The following is a 17,015-nucleotide window of genomic DNA, read 5'->3' as shown; positions in this document are numbered from 1 at the left end:
TTCCACTATTAACCAATCTTGGTCAAGATCCCTTTCACCATCGCAATACCGGTCGCATCCACCTGAACAATGCCGCCTTTTAACTGTGCCATTGCACTGCCCTGTACTTTAACTGTGGTTCCCGTGAGTTCTGCCACACCACTGCTCTTCAATGCCAGTTTCCCTGACCCTTCTACCGTGACAGATGGCGCTTTGATGGTGATCCCCGCAGGGGTAATCGACAATTTACTGGCTCCCACTTTCAGCTCAATTCCCTGATTGGCCGTAATCGTGCAGTGTTGTCCAGCGTTAATTTTGGCGCTGCCTCTGGATACCTCCAGAGAATAGCTGCCTGCGCTGACAGTCGTGGTGAAATTGCCGCGATCCAGTGTTTGCTTCTTATCGCCTTTTTTCACCTCGGTGACAGCATGACCTTCATTCAGAATTAACGTATCGTGGCCTTTTTTAATTGTTGTATCGCGCTTCTCTTCAATTTCCCATGAGGCATTACGACCAATATTCGCCGAAAAATCATTTTTCACTTTTAGACGCAGATCTTTTTGTGAGTGAAGCAAAATAAATTCTTCACCCTTCTTATCTTCGAAACAAAATTGATGCCCTTGCTCCACCGTACCTTTTGCACTGCTGCGAGTAGCAATGCCGCTTTGCGTTTTTTGTCCCGGCAACGCAAACGGAGGCATCTTCACTCCGTTATAAACCGTTCCAGTCACTAGCGGACTATCGGGATCGCCGTCGACAAAACTCACCAGCACTTCACTTCCCACACGTGGCACAAATTGAGCACCAAACTTTGTACCATTCCAAAACTGGCTCACACGTACCCAACAAGAGCTGTCATCATTTTTTTTGTGCTCTTTATCCCAGTGAAATTGGATTTTGATACGCCCCTGTGCATCGGTATGGATCTCCTCCGATGCCGCGCCCACAACCAACGCAGACAACACACCCGCAATATAGGGCCGCGTAACTGAAGGACATGGGCGGAATGTTTTATTTGCCGGAAACAGCGTCACCTGCGACGAAAACAACAACCCGCCTTCCTCCAGATTACTTTCCGCTTTTAATTGCTGACTGCCCACCGCATAACGCCCATCAGCGCTGATATGCCCTTTCAACGTCAATTGATGTCCAACTTGCAAACCGGGATAACTATTAACCGCATTTGCATAATGCGACTGTGATTCCCATTGTTTCATGCACAGCGCCGCCTGCGCCTCCAGCTGATTACGATCCTCCTGCCGCCGATCGTCATAGATAGAAAGTTTCGGATTGACGGAATAACCACTATTCGCTTTAGCACTGGCGCTAACTACCGATGCATTTTTAACGTTATAGCCACTCATTTCCGCCATACCTGGGATCATCGTGCGATAAATCTGCCAGGCGCGCAGCCCGTATCCTTGCTGACTACCGAGCTTCGACTGATACGGCAATACAGCCAGAGGGGCGTTAATAAACGTCGAAGGGTGATCGGCTAGCACCAATACATGGCGTCCTTCTTCATGGCGGAAAAAATAGAAAATACCTGCCTGTTCCAGTTGGCGTGTCACAAAATCAAAATCTGACTCCTTGTATTGCATGCAATATTCAAGTTTCGGATAACTGCTTTTTAACGCTAATTCAACATCGTTAAACCCACGTTTACGGAAAATATCACACACCATATCCGGTACACTGATGCGTTGATAAACACGCAGGTTACTGGTTAACGTCAACATTTTCAGCCACGGTTCAACTCGCGCCTGATAACAAAACTGACCGTCGGTAAAACCTTGTTGCTGCAATTCCGTCAATATGCCATGCACAATACGGTGATTTGGTGCTTCACCAATACGAAATGCCAATGGTTTACCAATATAAGACTCCAGTTTGTCCCAGTCCGCGCTGGAATAAAGCTCAGCAGAAAAGGAATAAGGACGAGACAAGCGCTCTTCTCCTCTGATTTTACTCAGCGCCACAATATCTGACAGACTGCCGATAACCTGTAAAAAACGATTCTTTTGCCCTAACAGCATATTTTTTCACCTGAATTTTTTGTTCAAACCGTATAAGGACTCACACATTCTCCCAGATACACATGCTGAATATGGGTATCGCCGGTATCCCCCAAACAACCGTCCCATCCCAATCGACGGCTGCCATTTAATCTATTGCCTCGCCCATCGTGCTGTACCAACAATTCCAGCGAGAAAGAGAGCAACGGACCAGCAAATTGCCACACCCACCGCGTCAATCTGCGATATCGTTCATTTCCCGGCATAAAATCGGCGCGCTGCTGGGCTGCAAACGGACCCAGCTGAATATGAAATCCTGACTGAATATCCCAGTAAGCACGCCCCAACATCGGGTTATCACCCAACAAACTGCGGCCCAGGCAACAACAGTGCATTTGCTCTACATATTGCCAACGTCCCCGAAACGGCTGAATACTGATCGCCATGTTAAATTCCCGCTGTAACAGATGTTGCAAATTCACCATTGAGCGGACAGATGTTGCCAACAAGCCAACGCAGGCAGGATAAACATGCTGAGTTTCACTTGCTGTTAATTGCCCGGCAACTGCTGGAATGATCGCGGGTAACGCCCGACGGCTTCGCAATTCGGCATTAACAAATAACCGATATTTCTGCCACGCCTGAAAACGCAGACTGAGCAGACGATGGGTAAAAATATCGATAAACGCTTGAGCTGATTCATCACCATAGCGATAACGCCGATCAATCAACCATTCGGTATAGCGCAACGGTAATGCACCAAAAGTTCCCAGCAACCCAAAGTGATACACCGCCATGTGATACTGCTCACCCTCCTGTTGCGGTGGCAACAAAGAGTCCACTTCACTTTCCGGTGCATCCAGCGTAAGGACCGAGCTAAATTGCACCACATCATCAGGGATAATTGCGGTTTCGTGACTCTGACGATAGTGACAGCGTTTAAGCAGACGACGAACATTCTGATAAAAGCGGCCACCGGCCAGACGTATCCTATTTTCTAAAGCCATGTCAGCCTCCCGCTACGACGAGGCCAACGACGCATACTATTATTGACCGACTCCAATTGAGTCACTGTCTGCGTGAAACTGTTAATTGGCGCATACATAGCGATAAAACGTTCCAGTAGACTGCAAAAAAGATAAAAATCGACAAACTCACCCGCCGGTGTCTGGAATGTCAACGTCACTTCCAATCCACGCGCCAGAGAATAGGGATCAGCCGGATTCAGGCGTGCACTCACCGGCACAACAGCAATCTGTTGTAACTGTGCAATTAACTGCGATATAGCGGGATCACTATGTAAGTTGTACAGCTCCAGCGTCTCTTTCAGGCACTGAACGCCTTGCGAGCCACTCAGCAACATTTGGTTCAGATTGAGCTGTGATACCAAACGCCAGTTCAATGCGCAGTTCGGTTGTGGGCGCACCGGAAATCGGGGGCGGATCAATCCCAGAATTTTTACGCCCGGCAAAGCAACTTCTGATTCAAAATCCCCATCAGGATGACCATTGCTCAACAGCCGTGGCATATCACGATTGGTACAGGTTAAATTCAATACCACCACATCGGTTTCTGGCTTTAATTGCTCACCACTGCTATCGGAAAAACCGATAAACATATTCATTCCCGTTTCGTTGTGCCTGAGTGAACGGCGAGGTGACGCTTGCCAGAACAACAGAGGCTGTTCGCCATCTTGTGCATGTTCAATACCGAATAATGACGGTATCGATCTAGAACTCAATTGCTCTTGCTGACGGCTGACAATCTCAACCCGATCAATGGTATAGACTTCCATGCTTTGTGGACGACGCGCATCCGGCTGAACCAGATATTCGTGCTCAGTTTCCAACGGGATAATCGGTTCCGCCTGATGAGAAAAAAGATTTACTACGGGTACACAGTTTAGCCGAAAAGTTTCACTATCAACTTTATCGCTCATACGCTCAATACGACGCAATGCAGCACAATCCTTAAGCCGGAAACGATAATGCAGTTCTCCGGCTGATTTAGTGATTAACCCCGCATCAGGCAACGGAATATCCAGAAATAAGAACCGTTCTGGAAAACTAAAATAATCGCGGAACAGATGATGAGTCGGATTTATCATCAGATCATCAACACACAAGTTATCTTGCGGATCGAAACCCACGACCTGAATATTTCGGCTATCCATGCTAAATACACGCTCACCCAGCCGGCATTCCAATTGCTTAACCTGGGCCGATAACAGTTCATATAAGCTATGGGCCAGTATCGGCGTTCCATGTAAGTACAACCGAATATGGCGCGCCTGAAAGCTGGCCCCCGGCCACAGCGTGACATTCAGCGTTAAGATAAAATCCCGATCATAAGGATCTGGCATCAGTTCTGCGTGGGTTAAATCCAATGGCAACATTTCCAGCGGATATACCGTGCGGAAACTGCAAGCCACATCACCGACTGGCTGAGAAATTAACGGCGTATGCCGTGCTACTGTCATCACGCCAGTCACACCCGATGCCAACGGGTCTTGCTGAAACTGTACCAACGACACCGACGGGATCTGACGTAAGAATTGTGGCACCAGTACTTCCAGCATTGCGTTGTTCAATTCCGGCATATCTTCATCAATACGTTGATGAATCTTGGCCGTCAAAAAAGCAAAAGATTCTACTAACCGTTCTACATGGGGATCTTCTGAAACGCCCTCCGCAAATCCAAGACGTTTAGCAATTTTAGGAAAATGCTGAGAAAAAGCGGCACCATATTGCCTTAAGTAACTCAGCTCCCGATTATAATAAGTCAGTATTTTCTGTGGTAATAATATCATATTATGATCTGTCCCATGAAATTGAATAGGTATAAGCGGTACTGCTCCATGAGATAGAAAACACAATCTACTCGTCGAAAAAAATTCCACTCACCCAAAAGGTAATATTCTCCGGTGTATTTTTTTGTAATGTGATAACAACATTTTTCAGGCGTGGTTCAAACCAGGAAATAGCCTGGTAAATATTATTACTCAGTGCATCAATACGCTCATCATCCGAAATATCAACACTAATAACATCAGAAGCGCCATAATTTAAAACTGATTTCGGTAACTCACCAAATAAAGGTAAAACTGCGGAAATCGGTCTTGATGAAAATAACATATTCAGATCGAACATGAGGCTTTTCACAACTTCCTGATGTGACCAAGTGGACGTTACACCACGTTCTTCATTTTGTGGATGATCATCTTTCAGACGATGGAGAAATGAAGGTTGAATCATAATATCCTTTCTTTCTGGTTAAAACTGCCGGCCAGAGGCCGGCAGTAAACAGTAAAAATTACTGTTTCTTGTTCTCGATGAGATCCCAACCTTCTGGACCTGCTTTGCTGCCTTTGGTGCCGTCTGGGCTGAGTGGTGTGAATGTCCATTTAATTTTGGAATAAGTGATGGAAAATTGCTCTTGCGGGAATTCGCCGCCACGTGAACAAGTTTCATGGACATCGGAGATAATACATTCGTCCATTTCAACTTCCGCGTAAGGGTGCATTTCTCCTTTGAAAATCGTACAGATTGCCAATTTCACATTCTTAATCGCAGTCCCCTGCGCTGCCGCAGACAACAGTTTGATAGAACTGGTATCCATCACCTTCACACAATCGATGGTACGGAAATCCGCTGCACCAACAGTAATCTTACGTTTACCACTGTCTGCAATACGTGCGTGGTTGAACACCCCAAAATTGACATGCTCCAGTTCAATCCAACCTTTATGTTGGCTGTCGGTACTTTCACCTGGAATACTATCAATTTGTAAAAAAATAGAAGAACTCATAATTAACTACTCCTGTTATTTGTAATAGAATAGGATAAATATTAATAAATAGAATAATTAGGCAGCCGAAGACGGTGGTAAATCTGCAACCAACCGTAAAGACATACTTAATCCCTCTAATTGGAAATGTGGCCTTAAATAAGCTACTGCGCGATATGTTCCAGGCGAACCGGGAACTTCAACAACATCAACTCTTGCCTCCCGCAATGGATGGCTGGCTTTAATTTTTGCGCCGACAGTATCAGAGCCAACAATATACTGGCTGATCCAACTTTGCAGATAAGTCTGGCATTCTCCACGGGACATAAAACTACCCACTTTGTCACGCACAATCATTTTCAAATAATGTGCAAAACGAGAGGTCGTCATAATATATTGCAATTGTGTTGATAATTTCGCATTAGCATTTGCCAAGTCAGAATTATATTTCCTGGGTTTATTTGGCGACTGCACTGAGAAAAATGCAGCGTAGTCAGTACCTTTATAATAAACCAGCGGAATAAAGCCTAATTCTGCCAATTCTTTCTCGCGGCGATCTGAAATAGCCACTTCAGTCGGACATTGCAGCATTTTTTCGCCGGACACAGAGGAGTAATGATGAGTCGGCAATGCCTCTACCAATCCCCCACCTTCCACACCGCGAATCGCGGCACACCAGCCATATTGTTCAAACGCAGCCACCATACGGCCAGCCAATGCATAAGCGGCGTTAATCCACAGATAACTGCTGCTATCCCCTTCTCTCATCTGCTCTTCAAAACAGAACTGTTCAACCGGGATGGTTTTTGCTCCGTAAGGCAAACGTCCAATCACTCTTGGTAAAGTTAGGCCGACATAGCGGGAGTCATCAGATTCCCGGAAGCGTTTCCAACGCAAATAGTTGGATGTGTCAAACAGCTTGGACAAATCACGCGGACGCGGTAGTTCTCCAAAATCATTCAGCCCCAACATGCCTGCATTAGCCGAACTGATAAACGGTGCATGGGCGGCAGCCGCCACATGAGAAATCTGCTCCAGTAAGTAAAGATCTTCTGGGCTGTTATCAAAATCAAAATCACCAACAAATGCCGAATAAGGTTCACCACCAAAGGTACCGTACTCATGTTCATAAATATTTTTAAACAGCATTGACTGATCAAAATCAGAAGCCGATTTAAAGTCTTTAATCAAATCGGTCTTTGTCGCGTTCAACATGCGAATCTGGGTATTCTCAGTTTCACTCTGATCGAGTAACCCTTTAAGCCCCGTCCAGGATGATTCCAGACACTGGAATTCTGGATGATGCAATACCAAACTCAGTTGGGCGGACATCAGCGCGTCAATCGCGGCGATACGCTCCTCAATGCTGTTTACCAAATCACCAGAAACCACTAATGAACCAGCAGTCACTTCTGCTAAAAACTGGTCGAGTTGGCTTTTCACCCGATCACGATCCGTTTCCCGATGAATGGCCTGAGTGTTATCAATAATCTGATCAAGAAAATCGCCGCAGGTTTCTGTTGCTTTCAATTCTTGCTGTTCAACAACGCTCTGTTCCATACTGTCCTCACTGTGCATTGTTATCTTCCGGAATATTGTTATTTTCTGGGGTAGCGTCATCCGTGGTATTTTCTGTGACGGCGGTTTCCGCTCCCTCATTTACCTGCGGTAATTTATCCGCATGTTCAGCAAGAATTTCCGCCAGACGGTCACGCAATTTTTCATTACTCAATGCACGACCTTTCAAATCACTCAATTTGTTGCGAACTTCCAGTAAATTACGCAGTGGCTCAATCTGCTTCGCCAGATTCTCTGGGGTAAAATCAGCCATTGATTTAAATCGCAAATCAACATTAATAAATCCACTCTGACCCGGCAGAGCACTTTCAACCTGTAATTCCAACGAAGGTGATAAACCTTCCATCACAGCATTAAAATTATCTTTATCAACATGCATAAAACGACGTTCACGCATCGGAATTGATTGCTCAGCAAATTGCCCAATCACACCAATAACTAAAGGCAATTCTTTTTTCTCGACCGCACCACCTAATTCGACATCATAAGTAATCTGAACACGGGGCGGCCTTACTTTATCAAGCTTACGTTGAGTATTCATGGCACCTTTTTACCTTTATATATGACAGGAAGTGCAAACTTACTTACGTTAAACCGCACCAAACCTGATTAAATAACCGAACAAGATGAGATAAACGAAGATATCAATTAACATCTATTTATAACAACTTAATATGCTGCGCCACATTTAATGATATTTAAAATCCACCGTGTGTCGGCTGGTAAATAAATTCTCACGTATATTGACTTAATGCAAGCTTATCAAAGTTAAATATCATGCAATGAATTCCGCCAAATTATCTAATTGATTGTATTTAATGGTAAAACTAAAAGTTATATATTATAATTAAAATGTATTTTTGGACTTGTCTTATTTCTCACCTTACTATCTTTAATAATAAAAATCTGACTTGTCAGAAAAATAAAAATATAGATGGAATTAGAGCTTTATTTAATTACGGCGTTACTAACATTGAAATAAAACACCTGAGTCATATTCAAGGTTTTTAATAAAGACAAATCGATTAACTACCTAAATATGATTAATTAAGATGTCACGACCTGATGAATTCTTACTGGAAATTGTATCTAGATTAATAGATAAATACTTATACCCGTCATCTTTCAAGTTGCTTCTTTGTTGGCTGCACTCACTCACCCCGGTCACATAGTTATCTATGCTCCCGGGGATTCGCTCCCTTGCCGCCGCGATGCATCTTGAAATCCATAGGGTATATTACAAATAGCCGGATAATTGCGTAAAAAATAAGATACAGGGCCATATTAGGCCCCGTATTACTACAAATTGTGATCAAAGGTATATGTTATCTATATTCTTCACGCAACTTGTTTTGTCTCAAATTCCACGGGGAATCTTCCGGCATTTGGATACGAATATCTAAACGGCAATAGTCTGGAATATCACAGGGTTCCCCATCTTGGTAGAATATCTTGTTACCCTCGTCATCAATAGATTTGACTCGCCAGTTCTGAAACATTTCAGGTAAATGTGAATGTTGACGGTGGAAAGTTTTAACAATAATGGAACCATCAGTCTGAACTTGATCCTTAACAAAAATCAGCTCGAGATTATTGTTATCGTGAGGAACAGAAATACCCCCATGTATTCCCCAACCACCATCCGCGTTATACCCTAAAGTATTTGATAGGTGATATATGCCGGTCCCCTCTTTCTTAACTTCTGCCCCCTCTGATTCTTCATTAGTTGAGAATGTGCCATCGGGGTAAATTTCTACTAACGGAGAGGCCCGTTTAAGGTATCCATTAGTATCCGGCTTAGCATTAGCATCATCCCAAAACTTGCGTGTAGACTGTCTGCTTTTAGTGGCGTTTATGCTATCTGTACGATATGTATCTCCCCCATGTATGAAAACCAATCTGTGGCTCCATACCTCACCAAAGTCTTCGCTTGATGTGCCCATGACATTACTCAATCTTAACTGGACTCCATAACCATTAGGCAACCCATATTTGGCAAGAAACGGCGCTACGGGAATAAACCCTCCACAACCATTGTATAGATTATTCCATCCATCCAGGCGACTATAGCCCATTGAATACATTGCTTCATTAATTGATATTGCGCCTACATCCCCCGCATTCAAATTAATATCCGTAGTCAACGCTTTACCATTTATTTTCCGGCTATTAGGTACTTTGCCATCAATATTTTCACGCAATGAATTGACGATTTCCTGGGCCAGTTTTTGTGTCACTGCCAATGTGTCACTATTGCCAACGACATTGGTAAGCTGGACAACACCTTTTTGCGTTAATGAAGCATCAGGAATTTCTGCCGGTTTTTTTTGTATTAATGCCCGACTTAACTGAGCAGTGAGTTTGGCTATATCACCGTCATCCAAAACATCATCACCCAATTGTGTCGCAATAAAATTAGCCACCACAGAGGCTATTGTTGATGATTGACGTAATACCTTATTTAACAAATGAGTTGGAATATCATTGGGTGGAAACCCCGTCTGTAAGTCCAGACTTGCTTCATATCTATCTTGACTCTCTACATTAGCATTATCACCAGTAGAGAATGCCTTAAAATCATTTTTTTGGCTCATATACTCTCCTAAATTAAATAATTTTTTATTATAATCACTACATTAAATTATTAAAAACTTCCCATAATCTATACTAATTATTCATAACACAGCGATAAGCTCGTTTTTACACGAGCTTTTATTAAATTAAAGCGCAGATTTAAAAATACTTAATCAATATTTAAAAAGACAGTAAAAACATTAATGCTATTATTATTGTGGTTTTTCAGGCCAGTTAATATCTGGTGCCAGTGAAATATCAATCCGACTTAACAATACTAGATACTTTTTCCAATCGAGTAATAACGCCTTCTCAGCTTCCGATGCCATTTCAGTTTCAACCGCATATTGCAACACGGTTATAGCGTCACAGGCTTGTTGATGAAAAATATCACGTTGTTGTTCTGCCTGTTTAATCTGACTGGCTTGTTGCGCTTCAATATCCGTTACCCATTTTTCACCATCCCATTGATCAAAATCAGTCGCCGGTGGCTCAAATATCAATGTTTCTGCTAATTCACCCAGTTCAGAAACTTCCTGTTGTTCACCGGTTTGTGTGCTGTAAGCTATTTTCCCTCGATGATCAGGGACAATTTCCCAATGGCTTTCGTCCGCACTGCGACGCACAGCCAGATTATCGGCATCAGGAAGATTTGGCGCATCAGGATAAGAATGTGCGGATACACCTACCCCTTCCGCTACATATTCAACATTAGTGCCAGCAAATTCTCTCGAATAAGGATTAACATGATAAACCTTTATCCAACCGGCTTTAGTCGCTAAACCGTCTTCACCTAATATAGCGGTTTCAGTATCTAAGATATTTTCGTGTGTCATTATTATTCTGCCTTTACGATGTAGTTAAATGCGATATTGCGAGGGCGATTTTCATTTTCGGTTGGGACAACACGCGATGCGTCAAAATTTATATCATGTGCTGCTTCATCAGTACCCGATGCCCTACTTGTTTCTAAAAAATAACCCGATTTTTTGCCCTTAGAAAAACAACCATTTGTATCAGGTATGCTGTCCCTATCAGCCAATCTTCGGATTATGAAATTTCCAGTAATGTTCCTAATTGCATCACTCTGGTTTGTCAGAAGTACTCTACCACTATCTACTCCACGGCCATTATCCCAGCCACGAATAAACTCACCTCTTAAATCAGGTAACCTGCTATCAGGATAAGCTTCTGCTAACTTCGGATACTGTAATTTATTAAAAAAAGAACCATTACAAGCGAAATAGCCAAAAGGTGGATGAGGCAACGGCCAGGGAATAGGAGAGCCAACGGGAATCTCCCTAGTTGTCTTAACCAATTCATCTACTTCCGCTTGAGTATATGCCCCCACATCACTCGCATTCAGATTAATATCCTCGGTCAACGCTTTACCATTTATTTTCCGGCTATTAGGTACTTTGCCATCAATATTTTCACGTAATGAATTGACGATTTCCTGGGCCAGTTTTTGTGTCACTGCCAATGTGTCACTATTACCAACGACATTGGTAAGCTGAACAACACCTTTTTGCGTTAATGAAGCATCAGGAATTTCTGCCGGGATTTTTTGTTTTAATGCCCGACTTAACTGAGCAGTGAGTTTGGCTATATCACCGTCATCCAAAACATCATCACCCGATTGTGTCGCAATAAAATTGGCCACCACAGAGGCTATTGTTGATGATTGACGTAATACCTTATTTAACAAATGAGTTGGAATATCATTGGGTGGAAACCCCGTCTGTAAGTCCAGACTTGCTTCATATCTACCTTGACTCACTACATTAGCATTATCACCAGTAGAGAATGCCTTAAAATCATTTTTTTGACTCATATACCCCTCTTAAGTTAGATAATGATTTGCTATAATCAACATATTAAATTATTGTACAAGTAACTTCTCCCAATTGGGGTCAGTCATAGTCTAGTTTATAAAAACAATAATGGATTGTTTTTATAACTTACAGGGTTAATTGTTTTTATATAATAGGTGAAAAACAATCAGGTCAATATTTGATAATTATTAAAAACTCCGATTTTACACTTTTATTTTTATGAAAAAATTTCTTGGATTTACTATAACCCACTGATAATAAGAAATCACAAATATTTATATGTGAAAAAATAGCGAAAAATAAAACAGGAAAATAATATAAGGTAATGGCCAAGATAAATATTTTCCCAATTATTTTCTGGCCTCTTCCGTAAATAAAGCTAACGCGATCGCCGCGATGCAGAGTTAACACCACCAGACATGGGTAAATGGTTTTACTTGTTCATGTAGAAATGAAGATCCTCTTTTTTCCTGAAGGCAGCACGCATTCAAATCACCCATTGCCAGTGTGTAGCCTGTAGGGAAACGTAAGTCATGAACACGCTGTTATATCGTATTATCTTTCTTTAACCGAACCCGACATATGCCGATGGTGATGCCGGAAATTGCCACGGCCGGGCAAGGGAGTACCGCCCGCCGTCGGGGGCGGCCATTGTGGCGAATGGGCAGGCGCCGTATAGATTTAAGTGAGCCTACCATTAATCAAAATCAGTGTTGCAAAAACGGGGGACCATAGATAATACACTCTTCCGCTAGAGCGCTCACAAAGGAAATAGTCATTTACGTGCCCCATGTATTGTTGGTTGTTTTGTTGGTTGTTTAGTAAAGCAGGTTTGCGCCCAGCGAGCTTTTGGATCTCCATAGTAATATAACGGGAATGTCTCGTAATTCTCCAAAGATCTCGTATTGTCCCACGGGTTACACACTTCCCAAACTGGATGTGACTGTGGTTGTGACTCCTTCATATTGAATCCGGCCGATATCACCACTGCGTGACCCTCAGTATTACCCAAGGCGGGAATTTCCTTTGAGAAAAAAACAGCAACGACAAATGGCCGACTATTAAACAGTTCTCCGGCACAAAGACTCGCATCAGCTTTTCCTTCTATTGCTTTCTCAAGCGCTCCTATTACCTCCAAGGACTTGTCTGGCATTCCCTCCTTATTGCAATTATCACCACCTGGAAAATGGTTGTAGGGAGCTACACAAGATCCAGGGTTAAGCTGTCGGGCACCAGAATAAATCGGCTCTTGGAGGTAACGATACGGTCTCTGCGCATAATAACTGCCTACACTTGCAGCCACAGCGATCCAGCACCAAAACGTTTGCTCCTGCCTCTGTGCATACCCTTTACGCCAGAAATCCGTGAAGTAGCCTGTCCGATCAACATATGAGCGGCTAGCTTCTATGCTACGTTTGGAGGCAAAAAGCGCCACTCTCTTTAAAGAGAGGCATCTCGGTAAATTGCCATTTTGAATATCAATCATGTTGTCCTCACTTGTTGAAAATGCGACTCCAGTTTTAGAATTTTAGATTACGAATCACATTGGATTTTAAGCTCGTAAATTAGAAAAAACATATATAAAAAAACAGCCACAATTAACATATTATGCCGTCATAGTTAATTTTAATATTGGATTAGTAGCTATTTTCTGTATAAACATGGGGTTGTGAAGAGACATATTTAAATGTAAATTTCTTTGTATTAACTTAAAATACATACACTACGTACAAACTTCATTATTATTAGTAAGTATCAGTATATAAAATCTCCTTTCATTGGGATCTTTTCTATCTACTTATTAGAATCCTTTGAAAGGATAGAAATTATGAAATAGGCTAAATAACTGATCCTAATTGTGCTACATATTTGCCATACCATGACTACCTCCAGGAAAGGGGGATACGTTGTGCATAAAATGCTTAACTTTCCTGAAGCGTTCCCACATATATTGGAATCGGTGGTTACGTGTTATCGTTTCATGCAGGGCGTACCAAGGTTTCTCAATCAGATTCACCCATGGCGAATAAATGGGTTGGAATAACAATCTGAACTTCGGGTTATTTTTCAACCAAACCTCTGTCTTACGGCTTTTATGGATGATGTAGTTATCCCGTATCAACGTGATACTTTTGGCTCTTCGGTAATGCTGTTTCAGCTTTTCCAGCATCGCAATAAACAACTCAGTGTTCTTCTTACTGCCTGAAACATAAAGTACTTTATCTATTCCGGCATGAAGCGCACCCGCCAGATAATGCTTACAGTTGTTTCCGGGCGTGACCACTTTTTTCTGCTGCCCTTTAAGTGTCCAATCTGCGCCAATTTTCGGCTTGAGATCGATATCGCCTTCGGTAAACCAATTCACCCATCGCCCAATAGAAGAACGCTCCGCCCCGGTAATATCACGGGTTTCTACAATCATTTTTCCTTTATGAAGCAGTAAGATAGCAATAAGTCTCCGTGCGTAACCTTTATCTGATGTGCGTTGGATTTCTTTTTGCACTCTGCGTCTTTCGTCGCGGGGTATCGGGGCTATGATAGACATGACTCAGTCCTGTTAGTGATTTGTGATATTTAGCCATCGATCAGATCACTAAATTTGGACTGAGTTCATTTTTTTGGGGCGTGATCTACTATTCAGAACAGTTAATTAGGTGTTTAGTTCTAGCTTCCAATAAGAGAGTTTATGCCCGCAAATTACGCTTGGATGGTAGGCCACTTGTTTTGGTGGTATACTCAAATAGGCATTACGGTCATTCGCTGGCTGTATAGTGTAAAGGCCATTATCATGTTGGCTAACTGTAAATCTCAGGGTATTACCATCAGGACTATCCACAGTCAAGGCATCATAAATACGGCCATCTACTTCTATCTTTTCATAACCGTTTGCCAACCTAAAAATTTGCCCACGGATTTCCGAGATATAAACCTGTTTCTTCGTTAATTAACCTGTAATACATAACATACTCCTTTTTAGATATTTATAAGATAAAATTCACATATCGTTATATATAGTGTGTTTAAGAAAAATCAAGAAATCATAGAATTTTTTACTTGTCATACACAATATAAGATTTATTTTATTTTATTTTATTTTATTTTATTTTTATACAAAATATAAACTTCATCAGAGCCATGTCAACAAATTACTAATTATTTCATTAGAGCTTATGTTCGGAGAACATAAATAAAGTGTGGAGTAAATCATCCAAATGATTCCCATTAAAGTTTGTACATAGTGTATGCATTTAAAGTTAATACAAAGCAATTTACATTTAAATATGCCTCTTCACAACCCCATATTTATACAAAACAAATAACTATTAATCCGAGAGCCAAATTAACTATGCTACCACAATATGTTAATATAGCGTCTTTTTTTATATGTGATTTTTATAATTTACGAACATAAAATCCAATATGATTCGTAATCTAAAATTCTAAAACTGGAGTCGCATTTTCAACAAGTGAGGACAACATGATTGATATTCAAAATGGCATTCTACCGAGATGCCTCTCTTTAAAGAAAGTGTCGCTTTCTACCTCCAAACGTAGCATAGAAGCCGACAAACAACCCTATGTCACGGATTTCTGGCGTAAAGGGTATGCGCAGAGGCAGGAGCAAACGTTTTGGTGCTGGATCGCTGTGGCTGCAAGTGTAGGCAGTTATTATGAGCGGAAACCGTATCGTTACCTCCAAGAGCCGATTTATTCTGGTGCCCGACAGCTTAACCCTGGATCTTGTGTAGCTCCCTACAACTATTTTCCAGGTGGTGATAATTGCAATAAGGAGGGAATGCCAGACAAGTCCTTGGAGGTAATAGGGGCGCTTAAGGAAGAAATAAAAGGAAGAGCTGATTTTAACCGTTGCGTACAAGAACTGGCTAATAATAGTCCATTTGTTGTTGCCGTTATTTTCTCAAAGAAAATTCCTGCCTTGGGTGATACTGGGGGTCACGCAGTAGTGATATCCGGCGGATTCGATCTGGTGCCACAATCACCGACACATCCATATCCAGTTTGGGAGGTTTGCAATCCGTGGGACAATACGAAAACGCTCGAGAATGCCCATATATTCCCGTTATATTACTATGGAGATTCAGAAGCTGACTGGAGGCAAACCTGCTTTACTAAACGACCAACAAAACAACCAACAACAATACATGAGGCACGTAAATGACTATTTCCTTTGTGAAAGATCCAAGCGGAGCGGACAGTGTTATCGTTTCTTTTTTGCAAGGTATTATAGATGGAGGCTCGCTTAGCGAAGCTGATAAAAACAATAAAATAGATATCAACGACGTCTCATCGTCGAACCCGATTAAAATGTACTATGTCGATCGCAATGAATTTGAAAAAACGAAATCTTTGACCAAAGCTGCCCACGCTACAGGTTGGAGGTATCTATTGTTGTCAGGCAGCTCTGCCGTGTCCGACCTCCATTTGAATATGCACGATGCAAATCTCATCGTCTCTTCGATGACCCTTGATGGCCCGATACCCATCTCGACAGTTGAGGCACTCCTTGTAGCGGAAATGGATAGTAGGGTTCAACAGCAAAGCTATGAAGTACGGCAACTTAATTTACCTTGGTGCCATTTCGTGGCTCTATGGTTGCACAACCCAATTCACGACATTATCATCCCACTTAAGCCAACATTAATCCGGGATATCGCGATCCATAAATTGTATGAGGTGGAAGAGATCTCAAACAAAATTATAGCGCAAATAGGTTGACTCTAAGATGCTAAACTATAATGCCCAGTTAAAAAAATGGGCATCTTTTAGTTTTTGGTCAGTGGGAAATAAGTGCAACCTTGATGTTAAGCTCACTGGCTAATAGTTTCTGCATAAAATCACCCAAAGGATGTACTTCATGAGTTTGAAGTAGCTCACTCTGCAAAAAACGTGATTTGACATCAATACAGTAGTAATTCTGCCAAGTGTACAAAGCTTTAATTCTTGCGCGTAATGTTTGCTATGTAGAAAGAGACTCCCCTTATATACTTGCTTCATCTTGGTTAAGCCAAATGCTCCATCACCAACCGCGTAGCCGAAGTTAGCACATCACGACGTGATTCGGCATCTTGCTGAAATTGGGTGAAGTAAACCGCCAGAATCACCTGTCTCTTCTACACAAATATTTTGATATTTTCCTGCATTCCTGTTGAACTCTTGCTTTGGTCATCGATCTCAACCAAAAACCACAGATAAGCTAACCGATATGTTTTCAGCCAACACCGAGCAA

At 42.1% G+C, this 17,015-nt stretch carries 14 protein-coding genes and 1 pseudogene; 2 read left to right on the top strand and 13 right to left on the bottom strand.

What is annotated here, in order from left to right; all coding sequences use genetic code 11:
- Positions 1–8: 8 nt before the first annotated feature.
- From C5471_RS18845 to C5471_RS18790, 12 genes are all read right to left on the bottom strand, one after another.
- Positions 9–2,015, bottom strand: a complete 2,007-nt coding sequence (locus C5471_RS18845; RefSeq protein ID WP_133813527.1) for a type VI secretion system Vgr family protein — start codon at positions 2,013–2,015, stop codon at positions 9–11.
- A 23-nt stretch (positions 2,016–2,038) separates the two neighbouring features.
- Positions 2,039–3,001 carry a type VI secretion system baseplate subunit TssG gene (gene tssG, locus C5471_RS18840; RefSeq protein ID WP_133813528.1) on the bottom strand — a complete coding sequence of 321 codons (963 nt, stop codon included), beginning with the start codon at positions 2,999–3,001 and terminating at the stop codon, positions 2,039–2,041.
- Positions 2,992–4,803 (bottom strand): type VI secretion system baseplate subunit TssF, encoded by a 1,812-nt coding sequence (gene tssF, locus C5471_RS18835; RefSeq protein WP_133813529.1) that lies wholly within the window; start codon positions 4,801–4,803, stop codon positions 2,992–2,994. The genes tssG and tssF overlap by 10 nt, the downstream gene beginning before the upstream one ends.
- 67 nt (positions 4,804–4,870) lie before the next feature.
- Complete coding sequence (gene tssE, locus C5471_RS18830; protein WP_242688775.1) at positions 4,871–5,248, bottom strand: type VI secretion system baseplate subunit TssE; 378 nt, start codon at positions 5,246–5,248, stop codon at positions 4,871–4,873.
- A 58-nt stretch (positions 5,249–5,306) separates the two neighbouring features.
- Positions 5,307–5,801: an Hcp family type VI secretion system effector gene (locus C5471_RS18825; protein WP_133813530.1), complete on the bottom strand. Its 495-nt coding sequence runs from the start codon at positions 5,799–5,801 to the stop codon at positions 5,307–5,309.
- A gap of 57 nt (positions 5,802–5,858) precedes the next feature.
- Positions 5,859–7,340, bottom strand: a complete 1,482-nt coding sequence (gene tssC, locus C5471_RS18820; RefSeq protein ID WP_133813531.1) for a type VI secretion system contractile sheath large subunit — start codon at positions 7,338–7,340, stop codon at positions 5,859–5,861.
- A 7-nt stretch (positions 7,341–7,347) separates the two neighbouring features.
- Positions 7,348–7,899, bottom strand: a complete 552-nt coding sequence (gene tssB, locus C5471_RS18815) for a type VI secretion system contractile sheath small subunit (RefSeq protein WP_133813532.1) — start codon at positions 7,897–7,899, stop codon at positions 7,348–7,350.
- Positions 7,900–8,683: 784 nt separating this feature from the next.
- Complete coding sequence (locus C5471_RS18810) at positions 8,684–9,952, bottom strand: phage tail fiber protein (RefSeq protein ID WP_166296263.1); 1,269 nt, start codon at positions 9,950–9,952, stop codon at positions 8,684–8,686.
- A gap of 192 nt (positions 9,953–10,144) precedes the next feature.
- Positions 10,145–10,768, bottom strand: a complete 624-nt coding sequence (locus tag C5471_RS18805; RefSeq protein WP_133813533.1) for a tail fiber assembly protein — start codon at positions 10,766–10,768, stop codon at positions 10,145–10,147.
- A gap of 2 nt (positions 10,769–10,770) precedes the next feature.
- Complete coding sequence (locus C5471_RS18800) at positions 10,771–11,766, bottom strand: phage tail protein (protein WP_133813534.1); 996 nt, start codon at positions 11,764–11,766, stop codon at positions 10,771–10,773.
- 776 nt (positions 11,767–12,542) lie between these two features.
- Positions 12,543–13,253, bottom strand: coding sequence for a hypothetical protein (locus tag C5471_RS18795; RefSeq protein ID WP_133813535.1), 711 nt, complete (start codon positions 13,251–13,253; stop codon positions 12,543–12,545).
- Between the two features lie 375 nt (positions 13,254–13,628).
- On the bottom strand, positions 13,629–14,312 hold the full coding sequence (locus C5471_RS18790) for an IS630 family transposase (protein ID WP_133813536.1): 684 nt from the start codon (positions 14,310–14,312) through the stop codon (positions 13,629–13,631).
- Positions 14,313–15,245: 933 nt separating this feature from the next.
- Here C5471_RS18790 and C5471_RS18785 point away from each other — a divergent pair.
- Together C5471_RS18785 and C5471_RS18780 are read left to right on the top strand one after the other, a co-directional pair.
- The gene (locus C5471_RS18785; protein ID WP_133813537.1) at positions 15,246–15,947 is read left to right on the top strand and encodes a C39 family peptidase; all 702 of its coding nucleotides are present in this window, start codon (positions 15,246–15,248) and stop codon (positions 15,945–15,947) included.
- Positions 15,944–16,504, top strand: coding sequence for a hypothetical protein (locus C5471_RS18780; RefSeq protein WP_133813538.1), 561 nt, complete (start codon positions 15,944–15,946; stop codon positions 16,502–16,504). The genes C5471_RS18785 and C5471_RS18780 overlap by 4 nt, the downstream gene beginning before the upstream one ends.
- A gap of 284 nt (positions 16,505–16,788) precedes the next feature.
- On the opposite strand, the pseudogene C5471_RS24510 reads toward C5471_RS18780, so the two are convergent.
- Positions 16,789–16,890, bottom strand: a pseudogene (locus C5471_RS24510) (class A beta-lactamase); the annotation flags it as partial.
- Between the last annotated feature and the right edge of the window lie 125 nt (positions 16,891–17,015).

Source organism: Photorhabdus tasmaniensis, assembly GCF_011189505.1.
Taxonomy (GTDB): Bacteria; Pseudomonadota; Gammaproteobacteria; order Enterobacterales; family Enterobacteriaceae; genus Photorhabdus; species Photorhabdus tasmaniensis.
The sequence above is the reverse complement of the archived record's forward strand: the minus strand, read 5'-3'. Positions and strand labels throughout refer to the sequence as shown.

Excerpts from the sequence above, each read along its gene's own strand:
- C5471_RS18845 (WP_133813527.1), bottom strand. The coding sequence starts at position 2,015 with ATGCTGTTAGGGCAAAAGAATCGTTTTTTACAGGTTATCGGCAGTCTG.
- tssG (WP_133813528.1), bottom strand. The coding sequence starts at position 3,001 with ATGGCTTTAGAAAATAGGATACGTCTGGCCGGTGGCCGCTTTTATCAG.
- tssF (WP_133813529.1), bottom strand. The coding sequence starts at position 4,803 with ATGATATTATTACCACAGAAAATACTGACTTATTATAATCGGGAGCTG.
- tssE (WP_242688775.1), bottom strand. The coding sequence starts at position 5,248 with ATGATTCAACCTTCATTTCTCCATCGTCTGAAAGATGATCATCCACAA.
- C5471_RS18825 (WP_133813530.1), bottom strand. The coding sequence starts at position 5,801 with ATGAGTTCTTCTATTTTTTTACAAATTGATAGTATTCCAGGTGAAAGT.
- tssC (WP_133813531.1), bottom strand. The coding sequence starts at position 7,340 with ATGGAACAGAGCGTTGTTGAACAGCAAGAATTGAAAGCAACAGAAACC.
- tssB (WP_133813532.1), bottom strand. The coding sequence starts at position 7,899 with ATGAATACTCAACGTAAGCTTGATAAAGTAAGGCCGCCCCGTGTTCAG.
- C5471_RS18810 (WP_166296263.1), bottom strand. The coding sequence starts at position 9,952 with ATGAGCCAAAAAAATGATTTTAAGGCATTCTCTACTGGTGATAATGCT.
- C5471_RS18805 (WP_133813533.1), bottom strand. The coding sequence starts at position 10,768 with ATGACACACGAAAATATCTTAGATACTGAAACCGCTATATTAGGTGAA.
- C5471_RS18800 (WP_133813534.1), bottom strand. The coding sequence starts at position 11,766 with ATGAGTCAAAAAAATGATTTTAAGGCATTCTCTACTGGTGATAATGCT.
- C5471_RS18795 (WP_133813535.1), bottom strand. The coding sequence starts at position 13,253 with ATGATTGATATTCAAAATGGCAATTTACCGAGATGCCTCTCTTTAAAG.
- C5471_RS18790 (WP_133813536.1), bottom strand. The coding sequence starts at position 14,312 with ATGTCTATCATAGCCCCGATACCCCGCGACGAAAGACGCAGAGTGCAA.
- C5471_RS18785 (WP_133813537.1), top strand. The coding sequence starts at position 15,246 with ATGATTGATATTCAAAATGGCATTCTACCGAGATGCCTCTCTTTAAAG.
- C5471_RS18780 (WP_133813538.1), top strand. The coding sequence starts at position 15,944 with ATGACTATTTCCTTTGTGAAAGATCCAAGCGGAGCGGACAGTGTTATC.